This window comes from Streptomyces zaehneri, from assembly GCF_032248645.1.
Lineage (GTDB): Bacteria > Actinomycetota > Actinomycetes > Streptomycetales > Streptomycetaceae > Streptomyces > Streptomyces coriariae.
The window spans coordinates 290,708-312,133 of record NZ_JASTTJ010000001.1 but is presented as its reverse complement, the minus strand read 5'-3'; the positions used below and the strand labels follow the sequence as shown (position 1 = coordinate 312,133).

Here is a 21,426-nt window from a genome sequence, read left to right as displayed (position 1 = left end):
AACTACCGGACAACGAACTGTTTCCGGCCAACTTCCTGACGCGCTCCTGACAGATAGCGCAATCCACTGCCACTCTTCCCACTGCTGGTTCACAGCAACCCCACAGCTACGCCCGCTCCACGTTCCGCATTTGTTCTGCGTACCGCCTTTGTCGTGCCCGCACGGCTCACCCGCCGTCGGGTCTCCCCTGGCCGCGTGACCCGTGGCCGCGCAGAAGGAGTCAGTGTTGAGCAGCAGTCCCTCTCGCAGACGCACCCCCCACAGCACCTCCCGTCGTGCCGCGGCCGTCGCCCTCGTCGGCGTCTCCGCGCTCATCGCCGCCGCCGTGCAGTCCGGCGCCGCGACCGCCGCCCCGGTGAAGGCACCGCAGGCGGCGAGTCAGGCGAACCCGGGCGCCGAGTCGGTACGCCTCACCCCCGCCCAGCGTGCCGCGCTGATACGCGACGCGGACGCCGGCAAGGCGGCCACCGCCAAGGAGTTGGGCCTCGGCGCCAAGGAGGCGCTCGTCGTCCGTGACGTCGTCAAGGACGCCGACGGCACCCTGCACACCCGCTACGAGCGCACCTACGGCGGTCTGCCGGTCCTCGGCGGCGACCTGGTCGTCGAGACCGCGAAGTCCGGCGCCACCGAGGGCGTCACCAAGGCCACCCGGACAGCCATCAAGGTCGCCTCGCTCTCGCCCGCCGTCAGCGCGGCCAAGGCGCAGAAGCAGGCACTGAGCCTCGCCGCGGCCGCGGGCGCCGAGCAGGCGGACGCCGACCGCGCGCCGCGCAAGGTGATCTGGGCGGCGAACGGCACCCCGGTCCTGGCGTACGAGACGATCGTCGGCGGCCTCCAGGAGGACGGCACCCCGAACGAGCTGCACGTCATCACCGACGCCACCACCGGCGCGAAGCTCTACGAGTACCAGGGCATCGAGACCGGCACCGGCAACACGATGTACAGCGGCCAGGTGACCCTCGGCACCACACAGTCGGGGTCCACGTACAACCTGACCGACGGCACTCGCGGCAGCCACAAGACGTACAACCTCAACCGGGGCACCTCCGGCACCGGCACGCTCTTCTCGGGCTCCGACGACGTCTGGGGCACCGGCGCCGCGTCCAACCTGGAGACCGCGGGCGCCGACGCGCACTACGGCGCGGCCCTGACCTGGGACTACTACAAGAACGTGCACGGCCGCAGCGGCATCAAGGGCAACGGCGTCGCCGCGTACTCACGGGTGCACTACGGCAACGCGTACGTCAACGCGTTCTGGGACGACAGCTGCTTCTGCATGACGTACGGCGACGGCTCCGGCAACACCCACCCGCTGACGTCCATCGACGTGGCCGGGCACGAGATGACGCACGGCGTCACCTCCAACACCGCGGGTCTCAACTACAGCGGCGAGTCCGGCGGCCTCAACGAGGCGACCTCGGACATCTTCGGCACCTCGGTGGAGTTCTACGCGCAGAACGCCTCCGACGTCGGTGACTACCTCATCGGCGAGGAGATCGACATCAACGGCGACGGCTCGCCGCTGCGTTACATGGACAAGCCGAGCAAGGACGGCGCGTCGAAGGACAGCTGGTACTCGGGGATCGGATCGGTCGACGTCCACTACTCGTCCGGCCCGGCGAACCACTTCTTCTACCTCCTGTCGGAGGGCAGCGGCACCAAGACCATCAACGGTGTCACCTACAACTCGGCCACCGCGGACGGTCTTCCGGTCACCGGCATCGGCCGCGACAAGGCGGAGAAGATCTGGTTCCGCGCGCTGACCACGAAGTTCACCACGACCACCAACTACGCGGCGGCCCGCACCGGCACGCTGGCGGCGGCCGGTGAGCTGTACGGCACGACCTCCACCGAGTACAAGGCCGTACAGGACGCGTGGGCCGGCGTCGCGGTCGGCGCCCGTTCCGACGGCGGGGGCGGCGGTGGCGGCACCTCCTTCGAGAACACCGCCGACGTATCGATTCCGGACAACGGGGCGGCGGTCACCTCCTCGGTCACCGTCTCCGGCCGGACCGGCAACGCGCCCTCGAACCTCGCGGTGGCCGTCAACATCGTCCACACCTACATCGGTGACCTCCAGGTGCAGTTGCTCGCCCCCGACGGCACGGCCTACACACTGAAGGCCTACGGCACCGGCGGGAGCACGGACAACATCAACACCACGTACACCGTGAACGCGTCCTCCGAGGTCGCCAACGGGGTCTGGAAGCTGCGGGTCCAGGACAACGCGGCCCAGGACACCGGCTACATCAACAGCTGGAAATTGACCTTCCCGTAGGTCACAGGCCCCCAGGGTTCGCGCACAGCCGACCGACGGGCCTCGCACAGGACGCCGTCCCGGAGTCTCGACTCCTCCGGGGCGGCGTCCCCTTTTTGCCAGCGCCTTACCTACGCCCTGTTGGCCTTTGACCCAGGTCAAGTCCGTTTACATTCCGGCAATGTTCACCAGACAGTTGATTTTCAGCCAACATCACTTCGGGGTCCTGACATGTACGCGCCTTGATGCCAGTCTTCCTGTCACCCGCCGCACAACTTCACAGCAGTCACGGACAGCCACCCCACGCTGCCCGGGCACCCCCACATCCAAGGAGCTTGTGTGACCTCCCTCTACGCGCGTCACAAGCGCACCACCCTGGCCATCGCCACCGCCGTCGCGGCCGGAGCCCTGGTCACCACCGGCCTGACCGCCGGTACCGCCGCCGCCCAGAGCCCGGCGGACGCCGCCGGCGCGACGCCCCTCGCCGTGCCCACCGCGCTGGCCCCGGCCGCCCGCACCGCCCTGATCCAGGACAAGCAGGCCGACGCGCCCGAGACCGCGCAGGAGATAGGCCTCGGCGCCCAGGAGAAGCTGGTCGTGCGCGACGTCGTGAAGGACGCGGACGGCACGGTCCACACGCGCTACGAGCGGACCTACGCGGGTCTGCCGGTCCTCGGCGGCGACCTGGTCGTCCACGAGTCGGCCGCGGGCGCGAACAAGGGCGTCACCAAGGCGACCAGCACCACCATCAAGGTCGCCTCGCTCACCCCCGTCGTCACCGCCGCCAAGGCCGAGAAGCAGGCCCTGACCCTCGCCAAGGACGCCGGCTCCGCCAGCACCGAGGCCAGCGACGCGCCCCGCAAGGTGATCTGGGCCGGCAACGGCAGCAAGCCGGTCCTCGCCTACGAGACGGTCGTCGGCGGTCTCCAGGACGACGGCACCCCGAACGAGCTGCACGTCATCACCGACGCGGCCACCGGCAAGAAGCTGTACGAGTACCAGGGCATCGAGACCGGCACCGGCAAGAGCCTCTACTCGGGCACGGTGACGCTCGGCACGACCCTCTCGGGCTCGACGTACCAGCTGACCGACGGCACGCGCGGCGGCCACAAGACGTACAACAAGGCGCACGCCACCACCTCCTCGGCGGGCACCCTGTTCACCGACGCGGACGACACGTGGGGCACCGGCGCCGCCTCCAGCTCGACCACGGACCAGACGGCCGCGGTCGACGCCGCGTACGGCGCGCAGGCGACGTGGGACTTCTACAAGTCGACGTTCGGCCGCAGCGGCATCAAGAACAACGGCGTCGCCGCGTACTCCCGTGTCCACTACGGCAACGCCTACGTGAACGCCTTCTGGGACGACAGCTGCTTCTGCATGACGTACGGCGACGGGTCGAGCAACACCCACCCGCTGACCTCGCTGGACGTGGCCGGCCACGAGATGACCCACGGCGTCACCTCCAACACCGCGGGCCTGAACTACTCGGGCGAGTCCGGCGGCCTCAACGAGGCGACCTCCGACATCTTCGGCACCGCCGTCGAGTTCTACGCGGCGAACACCTCCGACGTCGGCGACTACCTCATCGGCGAGAAGATCAACATCAACGGCGACGGCACCCCGCTGCGCTACATGGACCAGCCCAGCAAGGACGGCGGCTCGGCCAACTACTGGTCGTCCTCGCTGAAGAACCTGGACGTGCACTACTCGTCCGGCCCGGCGAACCACTTCTTCTTCCTGCTGAGCGAGGGCAGCGGCAGCCGGACCATCAACGGGGTCAGCTACAACTCCCCGACGTACAACAGCTCCACCCTCACCGGCATCGGACGCGCCAAGGCCGTCCAGATCTGGTACAAGGCGCTGACGACCTACATGACCTCGACGACCACCTACTCGGGCGCCCGCACGGCGACCCTGAGCGCGGCGTCGGCGCTGTACGGCTCGACCAGCACCGAGTACAAGGCGGTGGCGGCGGCCTGGACCGCCGTCAACGTCGCCTGACGGCAACGTAGTTGAGACTGGGCGGTACCCGGGACGAAGGCATCCCCGGGTACCGCCCTACTCTTGGCTCCCATGTCTTCGAAGGACTTCACGTACGACGATGTCGGCGCGACCCGCGACCGCCCCGGCCACTGCCCTCCGGGCTTCCACTCCCTCCACGTCCGCACCCGCCTCGGCGAGGGCCACGAGGTCTTCCGCCGAGCCGCCGAAGCGGTCCTGACCTGGGAGATGCACCGCGCCCTGGGCGTCGGCATGGACACCACCGCGGACCGGGCGGCCCCCGACGTCGACGTCACGGTCACCCTGGCCGGCCTCATAAAAGCCCCCTGCCGAGTGGTCTGGACGGTGGACGAACACCGGCGGGCCGGCTGGGCGTACGGCACCCTCCCCGGCCACCCCGAACGCGGCGAGGAGTCCTTCGTCGTCGACCGCACGGGTGACGGCACCGTCTGGCTGACGGTCTCCGCCTTCAGCCGCGGCGCGAAGTGGTACGCGAGGGCCGGCGGCCCGGCGACCCGCGGCTTGCAGCAGGCGTACGCACGACGGTGCGGGGTGGTGCTGCGGGAGCTGTGCGAGGGCGACAAGACCTGACCGAGGACGAGTCACAGCCGAGGACGAGTCGCAGCCGAGGACGAGTCGCAGCCGAGGACGAGTCAGGGCCTGGCGGGCCGCCCCGGCCCACCGCGCACCGCGCACCGCGCACCGAGCACCGGCAGGTCAGGTCAGGTCAGGTCAGGTCAGGTACGGGACACCACGCCGCAGCCCCCGGCGTGGCCGGCGAGGTCCTGGCTGCGGTCGTACGGGTCCGTCGTCGGGCCGGTCGCAGGCGCGCCCGTCGGCTCGGCCGACTCGAACTGGGGGTGCAGATAACCGTCGTAGACGTCGCAGGCCGAGTTGCCGATCTCCTGGTCGTACTTCGTGACGGTGATCTTCCCCGGCGTGACGATCCATTTGGCGGGATCGAAGAGCTCGATGTCGACGACCCGGCGCACGATGGTGCGCTCCACCTCGGTCGGGGCGTCCTTGTCGACGCGCACCAGCGGATACACGAAGGTGTAGTCGGCGTGGACGACGACGGAGGCACTCTCGCCCGCCTTGAACGTCATCCGTCCCCGCGTCTTGACCACGTCACCGGCCAGGCGCAGTTCGGCGGGGTCGAAGCGGCTGAACATCAGCACCGGGTCGTGCTCCTCGTCCGGCTCGCTCAGCGAGGTGTCCAGCAGGTCCAGCAACTCCTTCTGCCGTGGTTCGATCACGGAGAGCGCCGTCTCGGGACGTCCGCCGCGCAAGGTGGCCGGATCGAGGTTCGCGTCGATCAGCAGCTTCCTGGTCTGCTCAAGCGCCTGCTCCACCTGGGCCTTGGACAGCGATCCGACGCGGGTCGCCTTCGGCGGGACGATGCCGGCCGCGCCGTCGGCCCACCGCAACGCCGGGGAGCCGGCGAACGGCCGCTCGACCGTGGGAATCGCCATGCCGGCCGAGCCGGGCGCGCCGGTCGGGGCGACGGTCTCCATGGGCAACGGCGAGGCGGAGACGGCGGATTCGGGCACGCCGGCACCGAAGGGGTTCCCCGGCAACAGCGACGGCCGCATCGCCACGACGGCCAGAGCGATCACGGCAGGCACCCCGAGGAACGTCCACAGCCGCCGCCTCCTCCGGGACACCCGCTCCTGTGTCTGCTGCAGATCCGCAACGGTTCGCCACCCCTTGGGCGTCCGCCCGAGCGCGTCCTGCCGCCGCAGCCGCTCCGTGACCTCGCGGGCCCGCGCGGACGGCTCCTTCGGGGCGGAGTCGGGTATGGCGCGTTCACTGTCCTGGACGAAATTCGCCCATTCCTCATCGGATATGGAGCTGCCGTCCCCCTCCCCCTCCCCCTTCTGCGAACCGGATCCGTGCTCCTCGGACGGTCTGTCAGACACGCGCCGTCGGCCTCTCTCTGCGTCGGTCACCGGGCGGCACAGCCTATGTCAGCCCTGCTCAGGCGTGGCGAGAGGCCTGGTCTCGACCGGATCCCCGGGCTGCCACTCCTCGGAGGTCCACTCCGGCGTGGGCGCCGGACGCGGCGGCGCGGGCGGAGGATCGGACCCCCGGTTGGGATTCTGCGCGACAGAACCCGACCCGCCTGACCCACCGCCGCTCGTACCGGAACCGCTCGACCTGCCGGAGCCGCCGTCCGCCTGCGCCGACGAGTTCTTCGTCGCCCGCGGAGCCGAGGTCCTCGACGGCGACGGCGAGGCCGACGCGGTCGCCGAACGACTGGGAGCAGGGCTCGGTGAAGCTGCACCGCTCGAGGAACTCACCGACGCGGACACCGGGCCCGAGGGCGAACTCTCCCTGTCCTTCGACCCGTCGGCACCGGAACCCCCGGCGGCCGAACACCCCACCAAGCACAGACCGGCCACCACCACGACAGCCCTCAGGACACCCGCCCCCCGACGACGGACTCCGGACATCTCGGGTCTCTCTTCGCTCACTCGCTTCATTCCGCTCATCCGTTGCTCCGACGTGCCGAACGCGCGGAATCCCCCCGCCCAAACGATCACGAGGGGGCAAGTTCTAAAGGATCTCCCAGCGGGAGCACAAGATATTCACACAGTCCCCTTGGCCGAAGTGAACGTGATCACACGACATTCACCACAGATCGCCCTCCCCGGTCACCCGATCTCCACCACCCGGGCCCAGGCGGGCGGCTCGTCCGGAACGTAGTCGGGGTCGTCCTCGTCGTACGACGCCGAGCCGCGGGGGAACAGGCCCACCACCGTGCGGCACGGCGGGCGGGTGCTCGGCCACGGGGTCTGGCCGTCGGTCAGGGCGACGATGACGTCGGGGCGGGGCCGCGCGCGGAGGGCCTTGGTGAAGCCCGCGCGCAGATCCGTACCGCCGCCGCCCATCAGCGGGATGCCCTCGCCCCGGCACAGCGGGTGCACGATGCGGGCCGCCGCGTCGCAGGGCACCACCGTGACCAGGTCGCGTCGGCCGCCCACGGCCCGGGAGATCGCGGCGACCTCCAGGATCGCGCTGCCCAGTTCGGCGTCGCTGACCGATCCCGAGGTGTCGATGACCACGCTCACCCGGGGCGGTCTGCGGCGCAGGCTCGGCAGGACCGTGCCCGGGACGCCCGCCGAGCGGCGGGAGGGTCGGCCGTAGGAGTAGTCCTCCCCCGCGCCCGGGGCCGAGGCCGCCGAGCGGACCGCCGCGCCCAGCAACTCCCGCCACGGCTGCGGCGGATGGAAGGCCTCCTCCGCCCACCGCCGCCACCCCGCCGGGGCGGTCCCCCGGCGGCCCGCGATGCCCTGCGCCACCCGGAAGCGGACGGCGTCCCGTTCCTGTTCGCTCAGGCCGTGCGCGCCGTCCGGGCCGAGGTCCCACTCCCGTTCCCGTCCGTCGGCGCCGCTGCCGCAGTCCAGCCACACCAGGTTCTGGGTGTGCGGTCCGAGCCGGAACTGGCGCAGGTAGTCCTCCATCAGCTCGCCCGACCGCAGCCCGAGGGAGTCCGGCGTGACGGCGCCCCCGGGCTCGACCAGCCCGTCCCCGAACGCGTCGTCGTTGATCTCGCAGTCGGCGGCGATGTTCATCCGCAGCTGTTCGCCGGGGCCGGTCAACCCCCGCTCCCGGGCGACCCGTTCGCTGCGCCCGTGGTGGTCGCGCAGCAGGTGCGACACCTCGTGCACCCACACCCCGGCCAGCTCCTCCACCGGCATACGGTCCACGAACGCCGGTGAGACATAGCAGCGCCAGTGCCGGTCAACGGCCATCGTCGGCACCCACCGCGACTCCACCGGGTGCAGGGCGAACAGGGCCGTCGCCAGGTAGGGCCGGGCCCGGGCGGCCTGCAGCCGAGCGGCGAAGAGCTTGTCGAGGTCCAGGGGCCTCGGCTGCACCGCGCCCCGGGACCTGCCTGTGACGGCCCGCGCCTCGTCGGACCTCGGCGGCTTGTCGGGGCCCATCGGCCCGTCGGCGCTCAACAGTTCGTCCGGGCTCAACAGTTCGTCCGGGCTGAACAGTTCGTCCGGGCTCAACAGTTCGTCCGGGCTCATCGGCCCGCCTTCGCGGCGGCCGTGATCCGCGCCGTCGCGCGATCCGCCGCCCGGTCCGCCCGCCGGGACAGCGTCACCACTCCCGCCAGCTTCTCGATCGACTCCGGTACGTCCCAGTCCTCCCGGCGCAGGGAGGCGAGCGTCGTCGCGGGGACGACCACCAGATCCGGTGCGCCGGTCTCCAACGCCCGTACGAGGAGCGCCCACGCCGCGTCCCAGCGGGACCTGTCGGGGCGGGTACGGACCGCCGCCACGACACCGTCCAGCACGGCCTGGCGCAGATCGCCCCGCTCCGGCAGGTCGGCGCCCGCCGGGTCGGCGAGCAGTGTCTCGGGGTCCGGGAGGTCCATCCGGTCCAGGCTCGCCAGCAGTTCCAGTCCCGGACCGTCGCCGACCGTGCCCCTGACCAGCAGCGAGAGTACGTCGCGGGAGGAGCCGGCCGCGCTCGCGAAGGCGATCAGGGTCAGGGTCATGTCCCAGCTGCGCGGCGACGGCCAGGCGCCGCCCCGGCGCGCTTCACTGCTGGGCAGCTGGTGCACGAGCTTGGGCCGGGCGGCGAGCAGTCCGCACACCGCGCGCCGAGCGAGGTGCACGGCCTCCGGCAGCTTCGCCGGGTCGAGCCGGGGCAGGGTCGCCCGGGGCCAGGTCCCACCGAGTCCGCGGACGACGACCTCATGGTCGTGGGTCCACTGGAGGTGGACGAACCGGTTGGCCAGCGGCGGGCTCAGTTCCCAGCCGTCGGCGGCCGAGCCCCGCGGGTTGGCGGCGGCCACGATCCGTACCCCGGGCGGCAGGGTCAGCGTGCCGATCCGGCGCTCCAGTACGAGCCTGAGCAGGGCGGCCTGCACGGCCGGCGGCGCGGTGGACAGCTCGTCGAGGAACAGCAGCCCCCGGCCGGCCCGCACCAGGCGCACCGCCCAGTCCGGCGGGGCCATCGGGACGCCCTGTTCCGCCGGATCGTCCCCGACGATGGGCAGCCCGGAGAAGTCGGACGGCTCGTGCACGCTGGCGATCACCGTGGTCAGCGGCAGGTCCAGCGCCTTTGCGAGCTGGGTCAGCGCGGCGGTCTTGCCGATCCCCGGCTCGCCCCACAGCAGCACGGGGAGGTCGGCGGCCACGGCCAGGGTGAGTGCCTCCAACTGGCTGTCGGGGCGCGGTTCGGTGGTGGAGTCGCGCAACAGGGCCAACAGCTCACCCGCCACGTCGAGTTGGGAGGCGGAAGCCGGGACGGAAGGGGTCGGGACGGAGGGGGGCGGAGTGGCGAGGAGGGTGCGCGTGGGCATGGGTGTGGGCATGGGTGATCACCTTTGGGGTTCGTAGAAGTAGGCCGGAGTGCGCAGAAGTTCGCAGGAGTTCGCAGGAGTTGGCGGAACGAGAAGAGGGAGGTCAGCGAGGAACGCCGTGGCGTGGGTGCGCGCGCATATGGCCGGGACGGCGGCGGTCCTGGCCGGGCCCCGGGCCGATCAGGCCGGCCCTGAACAGTCCGTAGGTGATCCGCGCCTTCGCGGCCGCCTCCAGTTCGTCCCTCAGCGCGCCGTCGCGCAGGACCGCTTCCGGGCCCAGCAGCCCCTCCACGACGGCCAGCGCACCGGCGACATCACCGTGGACGAGGCGTTCGCGCACGCCGACGAGACAGTCCGGACGCCGGTGCGCCCGGTCGATCGCCTGGAGACAGGGCAGCGGAGTGCCGGTGAGCGAGGCCAACAGCTCCTCGCGCCGGATCTCGGCCGGGTCGTGGTCCAGCGGAGCCAGTACCCCCTCGACCAGGCCGATCCGGTGCGTCGCCCCCCGGCACTCCACGAGCCTGGCCCGTCCCGCCAGGTCGGAATGCCGGCCCGGTACGGGCGCCGCGTACTCCGTTCCGAGGTGCTCCGGCACGACGTGGTCCGGCACGAGCGCCGAGGCGACCAGCGGATGCAGTCGCTCGGCCTCGATCGCCCCCGTACGGATCAGCTCCAGGTCGGGCAGCACCCAGGTCGCCGCGTCGGGCAGTACCGGCAGCGCGGAGACACAGCCCGTCGCACCGCGCAGGACAGGCCGCGCGTCGCGCAGTTCGCCCTCCTCGGCCCGATCCAGGACCAGCCGCCGCCCGGACCCGAGGCGCACCAGGACGGAACCGGTGGTCCGGCCCTCCGCCCGCAGCACGATCCCCGCCTCGGCCGCCCACCGGTCCACGGCACAGCCGGGCAACGGCAGTTCCGTGTCCGACGCGGGCGTGTCAGACGCGGGCGGGTCCGGCACGGACGGGTCCAGGGCGGGCGGGTCGCCTCCCGGCGGTCGATCGGCTCCGCACCGGACCCGCAGCTCACCCGCTCTGCGCGCGTCCCACAGGTGGCGGTGCAGGTCGAGACGGAACCGCCGGTCGGGACGCGGATGTGGATGCCGGCGGTCGCCCGCCGGCGAGCCGGACGCGTCCCACAGCGCGAGACCGACCCGCTGCCCGGCATCCGCCCAGGCGGGCGGAGTCCGCACCACAAGGTGCACGGGCCACCGGGTGTCGTCCCGCCCCCCGACGCCGACATCGGCGTCGTACCGGGCCAGGGAGATGGTCACCCCCGGCCGCAGCAACCCGTCAGGAGCGACCCTGGGCATGTGCCATCGCAGCAGGTCAGGAGCCAGGTGACGGAGATCGGCCCGAAGCCGGGACACGAATGCGCGACCGTGGGTCCGTGCCACGGCACGTAGGTCGAGATCGACGTCGATACCCGCGGCGGCGCATGCCCCGGCCCAGTCCCCTACGCGGCGACGGGCGGTCGCGGTCTCGATCATGGAGGCCGGCACGGCGAACTCGCGCACGCGCAGCCAGAAGGAAAGTCGGGAATCCTCGTTCGCGATCCGAGTGAGCATCAGCACTCACCTTGCGCGGACGGGGCCCCCGATCTGTCTACAGAAGAAGTAGTCATCGCCGGGGAGCATAGCCCGCCGGCGGCGAACTGCCCACCGGAAATTCTCCGCGCCCCGTCAGCGCGGCCGACCGACCTCGAACCACAGCGGTTTCCCCACCCCGACCCCTGACAGGTCTCCCCCGACCGGCCGACTGGACCGTCGCCACCACGCAGTTGCCCACCCGGGACGGCGGAAGCAGTACCGCGATGTTCCTGTGGAACAAGTCCACCGGTGAGCTCGACCTGTGGGAGGACCTGGCCGCAGACCTCGAGACCGGCGACCTCACCTACACCGCATACCCGGTCGCCACCGGGTGGAACACCGGAGCCGACCTGAGCCTCCAAGCCGCCGATGCCAACGGCGACGGCACACCCGACCTGTGGGCCGTCTCCGAAGGCCGGACGGTCACGACCGATCTCTTCACCGATCTGTCCAGCACCGCACCGGCGACTCTCACGCGCGTCACGGGGACCCTCACCACCGACTGACGGATCGTGGCGACACCGTTCGAGGCGCCGGCGTCCCCCCGCCGGCGCCTCGAACGGGCGGCTACCGCAACACGACCCCCGCCCCCTCGACCGCGTCCTCCGACGGTGTTTCCACCAGGCCCAGTTCCGCCCCGGAGGCCAAAAGTCGGTGGGCAGGGAGGATGCGGACCGTGTAGCCGTAGGGTCCGGTGCGGTCCAGGGACAGGGGGCCCTCGTAGAGCCAGCGGCCGTCCAGGTCCGGGCCGCCGGACGGTTTCAGGGGGACCGTCGTCGCGTCCGTGATGCGGTCCTCCTCGTCGACCCGGCCCGAGACGGCCTGCACCTCCACGTCGTCGGGGGTGAGGTCGCCGAGGCCGACGCGGACCCGTAGCGCGAGGGTCGTGCCGAGTTCGGCGGTGGTGGTGGCCACCGACGTCTCGACATGGTCCACCTGCACCGCGTGCCAGGCCGAGCGCACCCGCTTCTTCCAGAGGGCGAGTTCGCGCGCGGTGTCGGGCGTCATCGTCCGGTGCGCGTGGGCGGCCGGCGTGTAGAGGCGTTCGACGTACTCGCGGACCATGCGTCCCGCCAGCACCTTCGGGCCGAGCAGGGTGAGGGTCTGGCGGACCATCTCGATCCAGCGGTCGGGCAGGCCCGCCTGGCCGCGTTCGTAGAAGCGGGGGGTGATGCGCTGTTCGAGGAGGTCGTAGAGGGCCGCCGCCTCGATGTCGTCGCGGTGGTCGGGGTCGGTGCCGACGCCGTCGGCGGTGGGGATCGCCCAGCCGAAGTCGGGCTGGAACCACTCGTCCCACCAGCCGTCCAGGACGGAGAGGTTGAGACAGCCGTTGAGCGCCGCCTTCATGCCGGACGTGCCGCAGGCCTCCAGGGGCCGCAGCGGGTTGTTGAGCCAGATGTCGCATCCCGGGTACAGCTTCTGCGCCATCGCCATGCCGTAGTCGGGCAGGAAGACGAGACGGTGCCGGACGCGGGGGTCGTCGGCGAACCGGACCAGTTCCTGGACCAGCCGTTTGCCGCCGTCGTCCGCGGGGTGCGCCTTGCCCGCGACGACGATCTGGATCGGCCGCTCCGCGTGCAGCAGCAGGTCCATCAGCCGGTCGCGGTCCCGCAGCATCAGCGTCAGGCGCTTGTACGAGGGGACCCTGCGCGCGAAGCCGATGGTGAGGACGTCCGGGTCCAGGACGCCGTCGATCCAGCCCAACTCGGCCGTGCCCGCGCCGCGTTGGCGCCAGGAGGCGCGCAGCCGCTCCCGTACCTCCACCACCAGCTGTTCGCGCAGTTCGCGGCGCAGCTCCCAGATGTCCTGGTCGGGGATGCCGGCGACGGCGTCCCAGCGGTCGGAGCCGCCGACGCTCAGGGCGTCCTCGGCCCGCCCGGACCCGACCTGGCGGGCGCCGAGCCGCAGGACCTCCGGGGCCACCCAGGTCGGCGCGTGCACACCGTTGGTGACGGAGGTGATCGGCACCTCCTCCGGGTCGAAGCCGGGCCACAGGCCGGAGAACATCTCCCTGCTCACCTGGCCGTGCAGCAGGGACACGCCGTTCGCGCGCTGCGCCAGCCGCAGGCCCATCACGGCCATGTTGAACAGGTTCGGCTCGCCGCCCGGGTAGGTCTCCATGCCCAGCCGCAGGATGCGGTCGACGTCCATGCGCGGGAGCTCGGCCTGGGGGCCGAAGTGGCGGGCGACCAGCTCACGGTCGAAGCGGTCGATGCCCGCCGGGACGGGGGTGTGGGTGGTGAAGACGGTGCCTGCCCGGACGGCTTCGAGGGCGGAGTCGAAGTCCGACCCGGAGTCGGCGAGTTCGGCGATCCGTTCCAGGCCGAGGAAGCCCGCGTGGCCCTCGTTGGTGTGGAAGACCTCGGGCGGGGCGTGGCCGGTCAGCCGGCAGTACGTGCGTACCGCCCGGACACCTCCTATGCCCAGCAGCATCTCCTGGAGCAACCGGTGCTCGCTGCCACCGCCGTAGAGCCGGTCGGTCACCCCGCGTTCGCCGAGGTCGTTCTCCTCGACGTCCGAGTCGAGCATGAGGAGCGGGACCCGGCCGACCCGGGCCAGCCAGACCCGGGCGTGCAGTTGTTTGCCGGCGGGGAGGGCGAGCGAGATCCGCGCGGGGGTGCCGTCGTCCTCCTTCAGCAGGGTCACCGGCAGTTCGTTGGGGTCGAGGACCGGATAGTGCTCCTGCTGCCAGCCGTCCCGGGAGAGCGTCTGGCGGAAGTAGCCGTGCCGGTAGAGCAGCCCCACGCCGATCAGCGGGACGCCCAGGTCGCTGGCCGCCTTCAGATGGTCGCCGGCCAGGATGCCGAGACCGCCGGAGTACTGGGGCAGCGCGGCCGTGACGCCGAACTCGGGTGAGAAGTAGGCGACGGCGGCGGGCAGCCCGGCGGTGGGGGGCTGCGCCTGGTACCAGCGGTCGCCGGTCATGTAGTCGTGCAGGTCGTCGGCGGCGGCACTCAGCCTGCGCAGGAAACGGCGGTCCCCGGCGAGCTCGATGAGACGTGCCGGGCGCACGCCGCCTAGGAGTCGCACCGGATCGCCGTCGGAGACGGCCCAGCGCTCGGGGTCGACGGACTGGAAGAGGTCGCGGGTCTCCGCGTGCCAGGACCAGCGCAGGTTGCGGGCCAGATCGCTGAGTGGCCGCAGGGGTTCGGGGAGGAGGGGTCGGACGGTGAATCGACGGATCGCCTTCACATTCCACCTCGGCGTGCGTGAGGAAGAGACGCACGGCGGTGTGCGTCCACGTCGTCTACGAAGGTACCGGCGCCGACACGGGCCTCGCTGGGGGCTGGCCGCCCGCGGACCCTCGCTTTTCGGCCCGACCCGCGACAACGGGCCGAAACCCTGTTTCGTCCCGGTAGGCCACCTTGTGGCCCTTCGCCCCGCACGAGAGGCTGCCCAGTGGCGTACCCGGCGAAGTCGGATCGGTCGGCGGAGCCGTCGTGCGCCGAGTCGAGGAGGGGAACTCGAACCATGGCACGGACGCGAAGGCGGCGTCTGCGCCGGGTGGGGGGCCTGACCGCGGTCGTCACGACCGTGGTCCTTTCGGCCGTCGCCCCGCCCGCGCACGCCGCACCGGAGGGGAAGATACTCGGCGCCGGTCTGCCCGGTTCCGTCGGCGGAAGTTATCTGGTCACGCTGAAGGGGGACACGGACGCGGCGTCGAAGGCCGGGCGCGGTCTCGCCGGTTCGTACGGGGCGACCGTCAGCCGGACCTACGGCACGGTCCTCAACGGGTTCGCCGTCGAGGCCGACGAGAGACAGGCCCGGCGCCTCGCGGCCGATCCGCGGGTGGCCTCGGTGGTCCAGGACACGCGGGTGACCCTGGATGCGGCCGGGGTCGCGAAGAATCCGCCGTCCTGGGGCCTGGACCGCGTCGACCAGCCGGGCCGGACGCTGGACAACAGCTACAACTGGCCGAAGTCGGCGGGTGCCGGGGTCACGGTGTACGTGATCGACACCGGCATCCGGATCACGCACAGCGACTTCGGCGGCCGGGCGAGCCACGGCTGGGACTTCGTCGGAGGTGACCGGGTCGCCGCCGACGGCAACGGCCACGGCACGCATGTCGCCGGCACCGTCGCGGGCACGCGTCTCGGCGTCGCCAAGAAGGCCAGGGTCGTCGCGGTACGGGTGCTCGACAACGCCGGTGCGGGCACGACCGCGCAGGCCATCGCGGGCGTCGACTGGGTCACCCGGCACGCGCACCGGCCCGCGGTCGCCAATCTCAGCCTGGGCGGCGGCTACAACGCGGCGCTGGACGCGGCCGTCCGCGCCTCCATCCGGTCCGGTGTCACCTACACCGTCGCCGCGGGCAACGTGGGACAGCCGGCCGCCCTGTACTCCCCGGCCGGCGTGCGGGAGGCCATCACCGTCGGCGCCACCGACCGGGGGGACGCCAGGGCGGGCTTCTCCAACTACGGTTCGGCTCTGGACCTGTTCGCGCCGGGAGTGTCGATCACCTCCGCCTCGGCCACGAGCGACACCGGCCGGGTGACCCGCTCCGGTACGTCGATGGCGGCGCCGCACGCGGCGGGGGCGGCCGCGCTCCATCTCGCCGACCACCCGAAGGCCACGCCCGCTCAGGTGGCGCGGGCACTGGTCGAGGGGGCGGCGAACGGCAAGGTTTCCGGCCGGGGGACCGGTTCGCCGAACAAAATCCTCCAGGTTCCACCGTTCACCTGACGGGGCGCCGAGGCCGGCTCCGTTCCCCTCGAACGGGGCCGGTCTTGTGCGTTGACAAACGCGCGGGGAGTTAACAACGTGCCGGATTGCTCACCCGCATAGGGTGGAAGGCTCCTCCGGTACTCCCCCGCAGGACCCCCTCCCCACCACATCCATCCGCCTACCCCCCGTTGATGCGGACAGGAGCGGTCATGCCAGCAAGGCACCACCCGTCATCACCCCCGACGCCTCGCACCAAGAACGACAAGAGCGGCAAGAGCGGCAAGAGCACCGACGGCGCGGGCAACGCCGGGAAGGACACCGCCGTCCCGGCGCTCACGCCCGCACCCGGCCCGCCGGCCCCGGAGCGACCCTCCTCGGGCGGCGACACCACCGCCGTCGGGCGCATACCCGTCCTGGACGTCCGCCCGTTCGTCCAGCGGGGTCGCCGGCCCGCCAAGGCGGTCACGGGTGAGACGTTCGAGATCTCGGCGACCGTGTTCCGGGAAGGCCACGACGCCGTAGCCGCCAACGTCGTGCTGCGGGATCCGGACGGCAACCCGGGCCCCTGGACGCCGATGCGTGAACTCGCCCCGGGCACCGACCGCTGGGGCGCGGACGTCACGCCGGACGCGACGGGCCGCTGGACGTACAGCGTGGAGGCCTGGAGCGACCCGGTCGCCACCTGGCGGCACCACGCCCGCATCAAGATCCCCGCGGGGATGGACACCGAGCTGGTCCTCGAAGAGGGCGCGCGGCTGTACGAACGGGCGGCCGGCGCAGTGCCGGAGGCCCCTGACCGCACCGTGGTGCTGGCGGCGGCCGAGGCACTGCGCGACGAGACCCGCCCGGCCGTCTCCCGGCTGGCGGCGGCGCTGACGCCGCAGGTCGACGCCGTGCTCGGCCGGTATCCGCTGCGGGAACTGGTCACGGCGTCCGAGCCGTTGCCGCTGCTGGTCGAGCGCGAACGCGCCCTGTACGGCGCCTGGTACGAGTTCTTCCCGCGCTCGGAGGGGACCGCCGAGCGCCCGCACGGCACCTTCCGCACCGCCGCGCGCAGGCTCCCCGCCATCGCCGCGATGGGCTTCGACGTCGTCTACCTCCCGCCGATCCACCCCATCGGCACGACCTTCCGCAAGGGCCGCAACAACACGCTCGACCCCGGCCCGGACGACGTCGGCGTGCCCTGGGCGATCGGCTCGCCTGAGGGCGGTCACGACGCCGTCCACCCGGAGCTGGGCACGCCGGAGGACTTCGCCCGGTTCGTGGAGCGGGCCGGTGAGCTGGGCCTGGAGATCGCCCTCGACTTCGCCCTCCAGTGCTCCCCCGACCACCCCTGGGTGCACAAGCACCCCGAGTGGTTCCACCACCGCCCGGACGGCACCATCGCCTACGCCGAGAACCCGCCGAAGAAGTACCAGGACATCTACCCGATCGCCTTCGACGCCGACCTGGACGGTCTGGTCGCCGAGACGGTGCGGGTCCTGCGGCACTGGATGTCGTACGGGGTGCGGATCTTCCGGGTCGACAACCCGCACACCAAGCCGGTCGTGTTCTGGGAGCGGGTCATCGCGGACATCAACCGCACCGACCCCGACGTGATCTTCCTCGCCGAGGCCTTCACCCGCCCCGCGATGATGCACACCCTCGGCCAGATCGGCTTCCAGCAGTCGTACACCTACTTCACCTGGCGCAACACCAAGCAGGAACTGACGGAGTACCTCACCGAACTCTCGGGGGACGCCGCCTCCTACATGCGGCCCAACTTCTTCGCCAACACCCCCGACATCCTGCCCGCCTACCTTCAGCACGGCGGCCGCCCCGCCTTCGAGATCCGCGCCGTCCTCGCCGCCACCCTCTCACCGACCTGGGGCGTCTACAGCGGCTACGAACTCTGCGAGAGCACTCCTCTGCGCGAGGGCGGCGAGGAGTACCTCGACTCGGAGAAATACCAGCTCAAACCCCGTGACTGGGCAGCCGCCGAACAGGCGGGCACCAGCCTCGCCCCGCTGCTCACCCGGCTCAACGAGATCCGGCGGGCGAACCCGGCCCTGCACCAACTCCGCGATCTCCACTTCCATCCGACCGACAAGGAAGCGGTGATCGCCTACTCGAAGAGGAACTCGAAGAAGAGCGGTTCGAACACGGTTCTGGTGGTCGTCAACCTCGACCCCCACCACACCCAGGAGGCGACGGTCTCGTTGGACATGCCGCAACTCGGCCTGGACTGGCACGAGTCGGTGGCGGTGCGCGACGAGCTCACCGGCGAGACCTACCACTGGGGCAGGGCCAACTACGTGCGCCTCGAACCGGGCACCCGGCCCGCGCACGTACTCACCGTCCTGCGACCGTCCAACCCGCAGATCGGAGGGTCACCCACACCATGATCGTCAACGAGCCCGTTCCGGACACCTTCGAGGACACTCCCGCCAAGGACCGCGACCCCGAGTGGTTCAAACGCGCCGTGTTCTACGAGGTCCTCGTCCGCTCCTTCCAGGACAGCAACGGCGACGGCGTCGGCGACCTCAAAGGCATCACCGCCAAACTCGACTACCTGCAATGGCTGGGAGTCGACTGCCTCTGGCTGCCGCCCTTCTTCAAATCGCCCCTGCGCGACGGCGGATACGACGTGTCCGACTACACCGCCGTCCTCCCCGAGTTCGGCGACCTCGCCGACTTCGTCGAATTCGTCGACGCCGCCCACCAACGCGGCATGCGCGTCATCATCGACTTCGTGATGAACCACACCAGCGACCAGCACCCGTGGTTCCAGGAATCGAGGAAAGACCCCGAAGGCCCCTACGGCGACTACTACATGTGGGCCGACGACGACAAACAGTACGGCGACGCCCGCATCATCTTCGTCGACACCGAAGTCTCCAACTGGACCTTCGACCCCGTCCGCAAGCAGTACTTCTTCCACCGCTTCTTCTCCCACCAGCCGGACCTCAACTACGAGAACCCGGCCGTGCAGGAGGAGATGATCTCCGCGCTGCGGTTCTGGCTGGACCTGGGCATCGACGGCTTCCGCCTCGACGCCGTGCCCTACCTGTACGCCGAGGAGGGCACGAACTGCGAGAACCTGCCGGCCACGCACGAGTTCCTCAAACGGGTCCGCAAGGAGATCGACGCCCACTACCCGGACACGGTGATCCTCGCCGAGGCCAACCAGTGGCCCGAGGACGTCGTCGACTACTTCGGCGACTACGCCTCCGGCGGCGACGAATGCCACATGGCGTTCCACTTCCCCGTCATGCCCCGCATCTTCATGGCCGTCCGCAGGGAATCCCGCTACCCGGTCTCGGAAATCCTCGCCAAGACCCCCGCGATCCCCTCCCGCTGCCAGTGGGGCATCTTCCTGCGCAACCACGACGAGCTCACCCTCGAAATGGTCACCGACGAGGAACGCGACTACATGTACGCGGAATACGCCAAAGACCCGCGTATGCGCGCCAACATCGGCATCCGCCGCCGGCTCGCACCCCTCCTCGACAACGACCGCAACCAGATCGAACTCTTCACCGCCCTGCTGCTCTCCCTGCCCGGCTCGCCGATCCTCTACTACGGCGACGAGATCGGCATGGGCGACAACATCTGGCTCGGCGACCGCGACGCCGTCCGCACCCCCATGCAGTGGACACCCGATCGCAACGCAGGTTTTTCGTCCTGTGACCCCGGAAGGCTCGTTCTGCCGACCATCATGGATCCCGTCTACGGGTACCAGGTCACCAACGTCGAGGCGTCGATGTCGTCGCCCTCCTCGCTGCTGCACTGGACCCGGCGCATGATCGAGATCCGCAAGCAGAACCCCGCCTTCGGCCTCGGGACCTACACCGAACTCCAGTCCTCCAACCCGGCCGTCCTCGCCTTCCTGCGCGAGGCCCCCCTGACCAAGGAGGGAGAGGACGACCTGGTGCTGTGCGTGCACAACTTCTCGCGGTTCGCGCAGCCCACGGAACTGGACCTGAGCCGGTTCAAGGGGCGGTACCCGGTGGAGCTGTTCGGCGGGGTGCGTTTCCCGGCGGTCGGTGACCTGCCGTACCTGCTCACCATGGCGGGCCACGGCTTCTACTGGTTCAGGCTGCGCAGGGACGCGGCCTAGAGGCCGTTTCCGCGGCCTCGAACCCCGGGCGGGGCGGTTTCCCCCGCCCCGCCCGGGGCACGCATCAGTAACGCCCCGACCCCGACACCCGGGGAAAGGAATGTGACACCTATGGCGGCGACTGTCACACTTTCCGGTCGGACCGACCCCGGCCTCCTCGCTTCGCTGGACCCCTTGCTGCGGGAGTGGCTGCCCCGGCAGCGCTGGTTCGCCGGCAAGGGCCGTCCGGTCACCGGGTTCTCGCTGGTGGCGGCCACCGAGCTGCTGCCGGCCCACACCAGACTCGGGCTGTACCACCTGCTGGTACGCGCCCATCAGCCGGCGGTGCCCGGCGACTGCTACCAGCTCCTGATCGGCGCACGCGAGGCCCTGCCGCCCCGGCTGGCGCCCTCGCTGATCGGCCATGTGACCCAGGGTCCGCTGGCCGGGCGGACCGTGTTCGACGCCCTGTACGACACCCGGCCCGCCGAGGTACTGCTGGAGGCGCTGCGCACCGGGGCCCGGATCGGCGGGCTGCGCTGCGAGCGGGATCCCGGGCAGGAGATCCGGTCCGGGCTGGTCCCGCGCCGGCTGACCGGCGAGCAGTCGAACTCGTCCGTCATCTATGGAGATACGTTCATTCTGAAGCTGTTGCGCCGGGTCGTGCCGGGCGTCAACCCCGACCTGGAGCTGCCGCTGGCGCTGGCCCGCGAGGGCTGCCCCCGGGTGCCCGCGCCGACCGCGTGGATGTACGGGGACCCGGGTGAGGGCGAGGGCGATCCGTACGTCCTGGCCGTGCTCCAGCCGTATGTGCAGGGTGCGGCGGACGGCTGGGAGCTGGCGCTGCGGGAACTGGCCAAGGGCGAGGACTTCGCCACGGAGGCGCGGGCGCTGGGGCGGGCCACCGCCGAGGTGCACGGGGCGCTGGCGCGGGCGCTGCCCACGGCGACCCTGGGGCAGGCGCAGATACGGCCGATGGTGGACGGCATGACCGGGCGGCTCGACGCCGCCGCGCAGGCGGTGCCCGCGCTGCGCCCGTACGCGCCGGCCCTGCGCACCGCCTTCACCGCGCTGGCCGACCTCGCGGCCGAGGGTCACACCTGGACCGCCCAGCGCGTCCACGGCGATCTGCACCTCGGGCAGTGTCTGCGCTCGCCCTGCGGGCAGTGGTCGCTGATCGACTTCGAGGGGGAGCCCGCCAGGCCGCTGGCCGAGCGGCGGATGCCCCAGCCGCCCGTGCGGGACGTGGCGGGCATGCTGCGCTCCTTCGACTACGCGGCCCACTCGGCGGATCCGCCCGCCCCGGCCTGGGCACACGCCTGCCGGGCGGCCTACTGTTCCGGGTACGCCGAGGTGGCGGGCGTCGATCCGCGCACCGACCCCGTGCTGCTGCGGGCCCACGAGACGGACAAGGCGGTCTACGAGGTGGTCTACGAGGCACGGCATCGCCCCGACTGGCTCCCCGTACCCCTTTCCGCGATACACCGCCTCGCCGCACCCGACCTGCCTTGAGGAGG

Annotated in this window: 13 protein-coding genes; 8 read left to right on the top strand and 5 right to left on the bottom strand. The window is 71.3% G+C overall.

Annotated features, from left to right (window positions below):
* Positions 1–223 precede the first annotated feature (223 nt).
* The 3 genes from QQM72_RS01410 (at position 224) to QQM72_RS01400 (ending at position 4,852) form a co-directional block, all read left to right on the top strand.
* Positions 224–2,278, top strand: a complete 2,055-nt coding sequence (locus QQM72_RS01410) for a M4 family metallopeptidase (RefSeq protein WP_399075539.1) — start codon at positions 224–226, stop codon at positions 2,276–2,278.
* Between the two features lie 318 nt (positions 2,279–2,596).
* Positions 2,597–4,261: a M4 family metallopeptidase gene (locus QQM72_RS01405; RefSeq protein WP_314218935.1), complete on the top strand. Its 1,665-nt coding sequence runs from the start codon at positions 2,597–2,599 to the stop codon at positions 4,259–4,261.
* A gap of 72 nt (positions 4,262–4,333) precedes the next feature.
* Complete coding sequence (locus tag QQM72_RS01400) at positions 4,334–4,852, top strand: DUF1990 domain-containing protein (RefSeq protein WP_314218934.1); 519 nt, start codon at positions 4,334–4,336, stop codon at positions 4,850–4,852.
* A 146-nt stretch (positions 4,853–4,998) separates the two neighbouring features.
* On the opposite strand, the gene QQM72_RS01395 is transcribed toward QQM72_RS01400, so the two are convergent.
* The 4 genes from QQM72_RS01395 to QQM72_RS01380 form a co-directional block, all read right to left on the bottom strand.
* Positions 4,999–6,180 (bottom strand): hypothetical protein, encoded by a 1,182-nt coding sequence (locus tag QQM72_RS01395; protein WP_314218933.1) that lies wholly within the window; start codon positions 6,178–6,180, stop codon positions 4,999–5,001.
* Between the two features lie 735 nt (positions 6,181–6,915).
* The gene (locus QQM72_RS01390) at positions 6,916–8,208 is read right to left on the bottom strand and encodes a vWA domain-containing protein (protein WP_399075727.1); all 1,293 of its coding nucleotides are present in this window, start codon (positions 8,206–8,208) and stop codon (positions 6,916–6,918) included.
* An 86-nt stretch (positions 8,209–8,294) separates the two neighbouring features.
* Complete coding sequence (locus tag QQM72_RS01385) at positions 8,295–9,581, bottom strand: AAA family ATPase (protein WP_314219158.1); 1,287 nt, start codon at positions 9,579–9,581, stop codon at positions 8,295–8,297.
* A 103-nt stretch (positions 9,582–9,684) separates the two neighbouring features.
* Positions 9,685–11,145, bottom strand: coding sequence for a hypothetical protein (locus QQM72_RS01380; protein ID WP_314218931.1), 1,461 nt, complete (start codon positions 11,143–11,145; stop codon positions 9,685–9,687).
* 245 nt (positions 11,146–11,390) lie between these two features.
* Here QQM72_RS01380 and QQM72_RS01375 point away from each other — a divergent pair, with 245 nt between their 5' ends.
* Positions 11,391–11,672 (top strand): hypothetical protein, encoded by a 282-nt coding sequence (locus QQM72_RS01375; RefSeq protein ID WP_314218930.1) that lies wholly within the window; start codon positions 11,391–11,393, stop codon positions 11,670–11,672.
* Positions 11,673–11,733: 61 nt separating this feature from the next.
* Here QQM72_RS01375 and QQM72_RS01370 read toward each other — a convergent pair whose 3' ends face one another.
* The gene (locus tag QQM72_RS01370; RefSeq protein WP_314218929.1) at positions 11,734–14,358 is read right to left on the bottom strand and encodes a glycosyltransferase family 1 protein; all 2,625 of its coding nucleotides are present in this window, start codon (positions 14,356–14,358) and stop codon (positions 11,734–11,736) included.
* Between the two features lie 279 nt (positions 14,359–14,637).
* Here QQM72_RS01370 and QQM72_RS01365 point away from each other — a divergent pair, with 279 nt between their 5' ends.
* From QQM72_RS01365 to QQM72_RS01350, 4 genes are all read left to right on the top strand, one after another.
* Positions 14,638–15,849 (top strand): S8 family peptidase, encoded by a 1,212-nt coding sequence (locus QQM72_RS01365; RefSeq protein WP_314218928.1) that lies wholly within the window; start codon positions 14,638–14,640, stop codon positions 15,847–15,849.
* Between the two features lie 191 nt (positions 15,850–16,040).
* A complete protein-coding gene (locus tag QQM72_RS01360; protein ID WP_314218927.1) occupies positions 16,041–18,215 on the top strand; it encodes an alpha-1,4-glucan--maltose-1-phosphate maltosyltransferase in 2,175 nt (724 codons plus the stop codon).
* Entirely contained in the window at positions 18,212–19,930 is a 1,719-nt protein-coding gene (gene treS / locus QQM72_RS01355) for a maltose alpha-D-glucosyltransferase (RefSeq protein WP_314218926.1), read from the top strand. Before QQM72_RS01360 ends, treS begins: the two co-directional genes overlap by 4 nt.
* Before the next feature lie 111 nt (positions 19,931–20,041).
* Positions 20,042–21,421 carry a maltokinase N-terminal cap-like domain-containing protein gene (locus QQM72_RS01350; protein WP_314218925.1) on the top strand — a complete coding sequence of 460 codons (1,380 nt, stop codon included), beginning with the start codon at positions 20,042–20,044 and terminating at the stop codon, positions 21,419–21,421.
* The last annotated feature ends 5 nt before the right edge of the window (positions 21,422–21,426 follow it).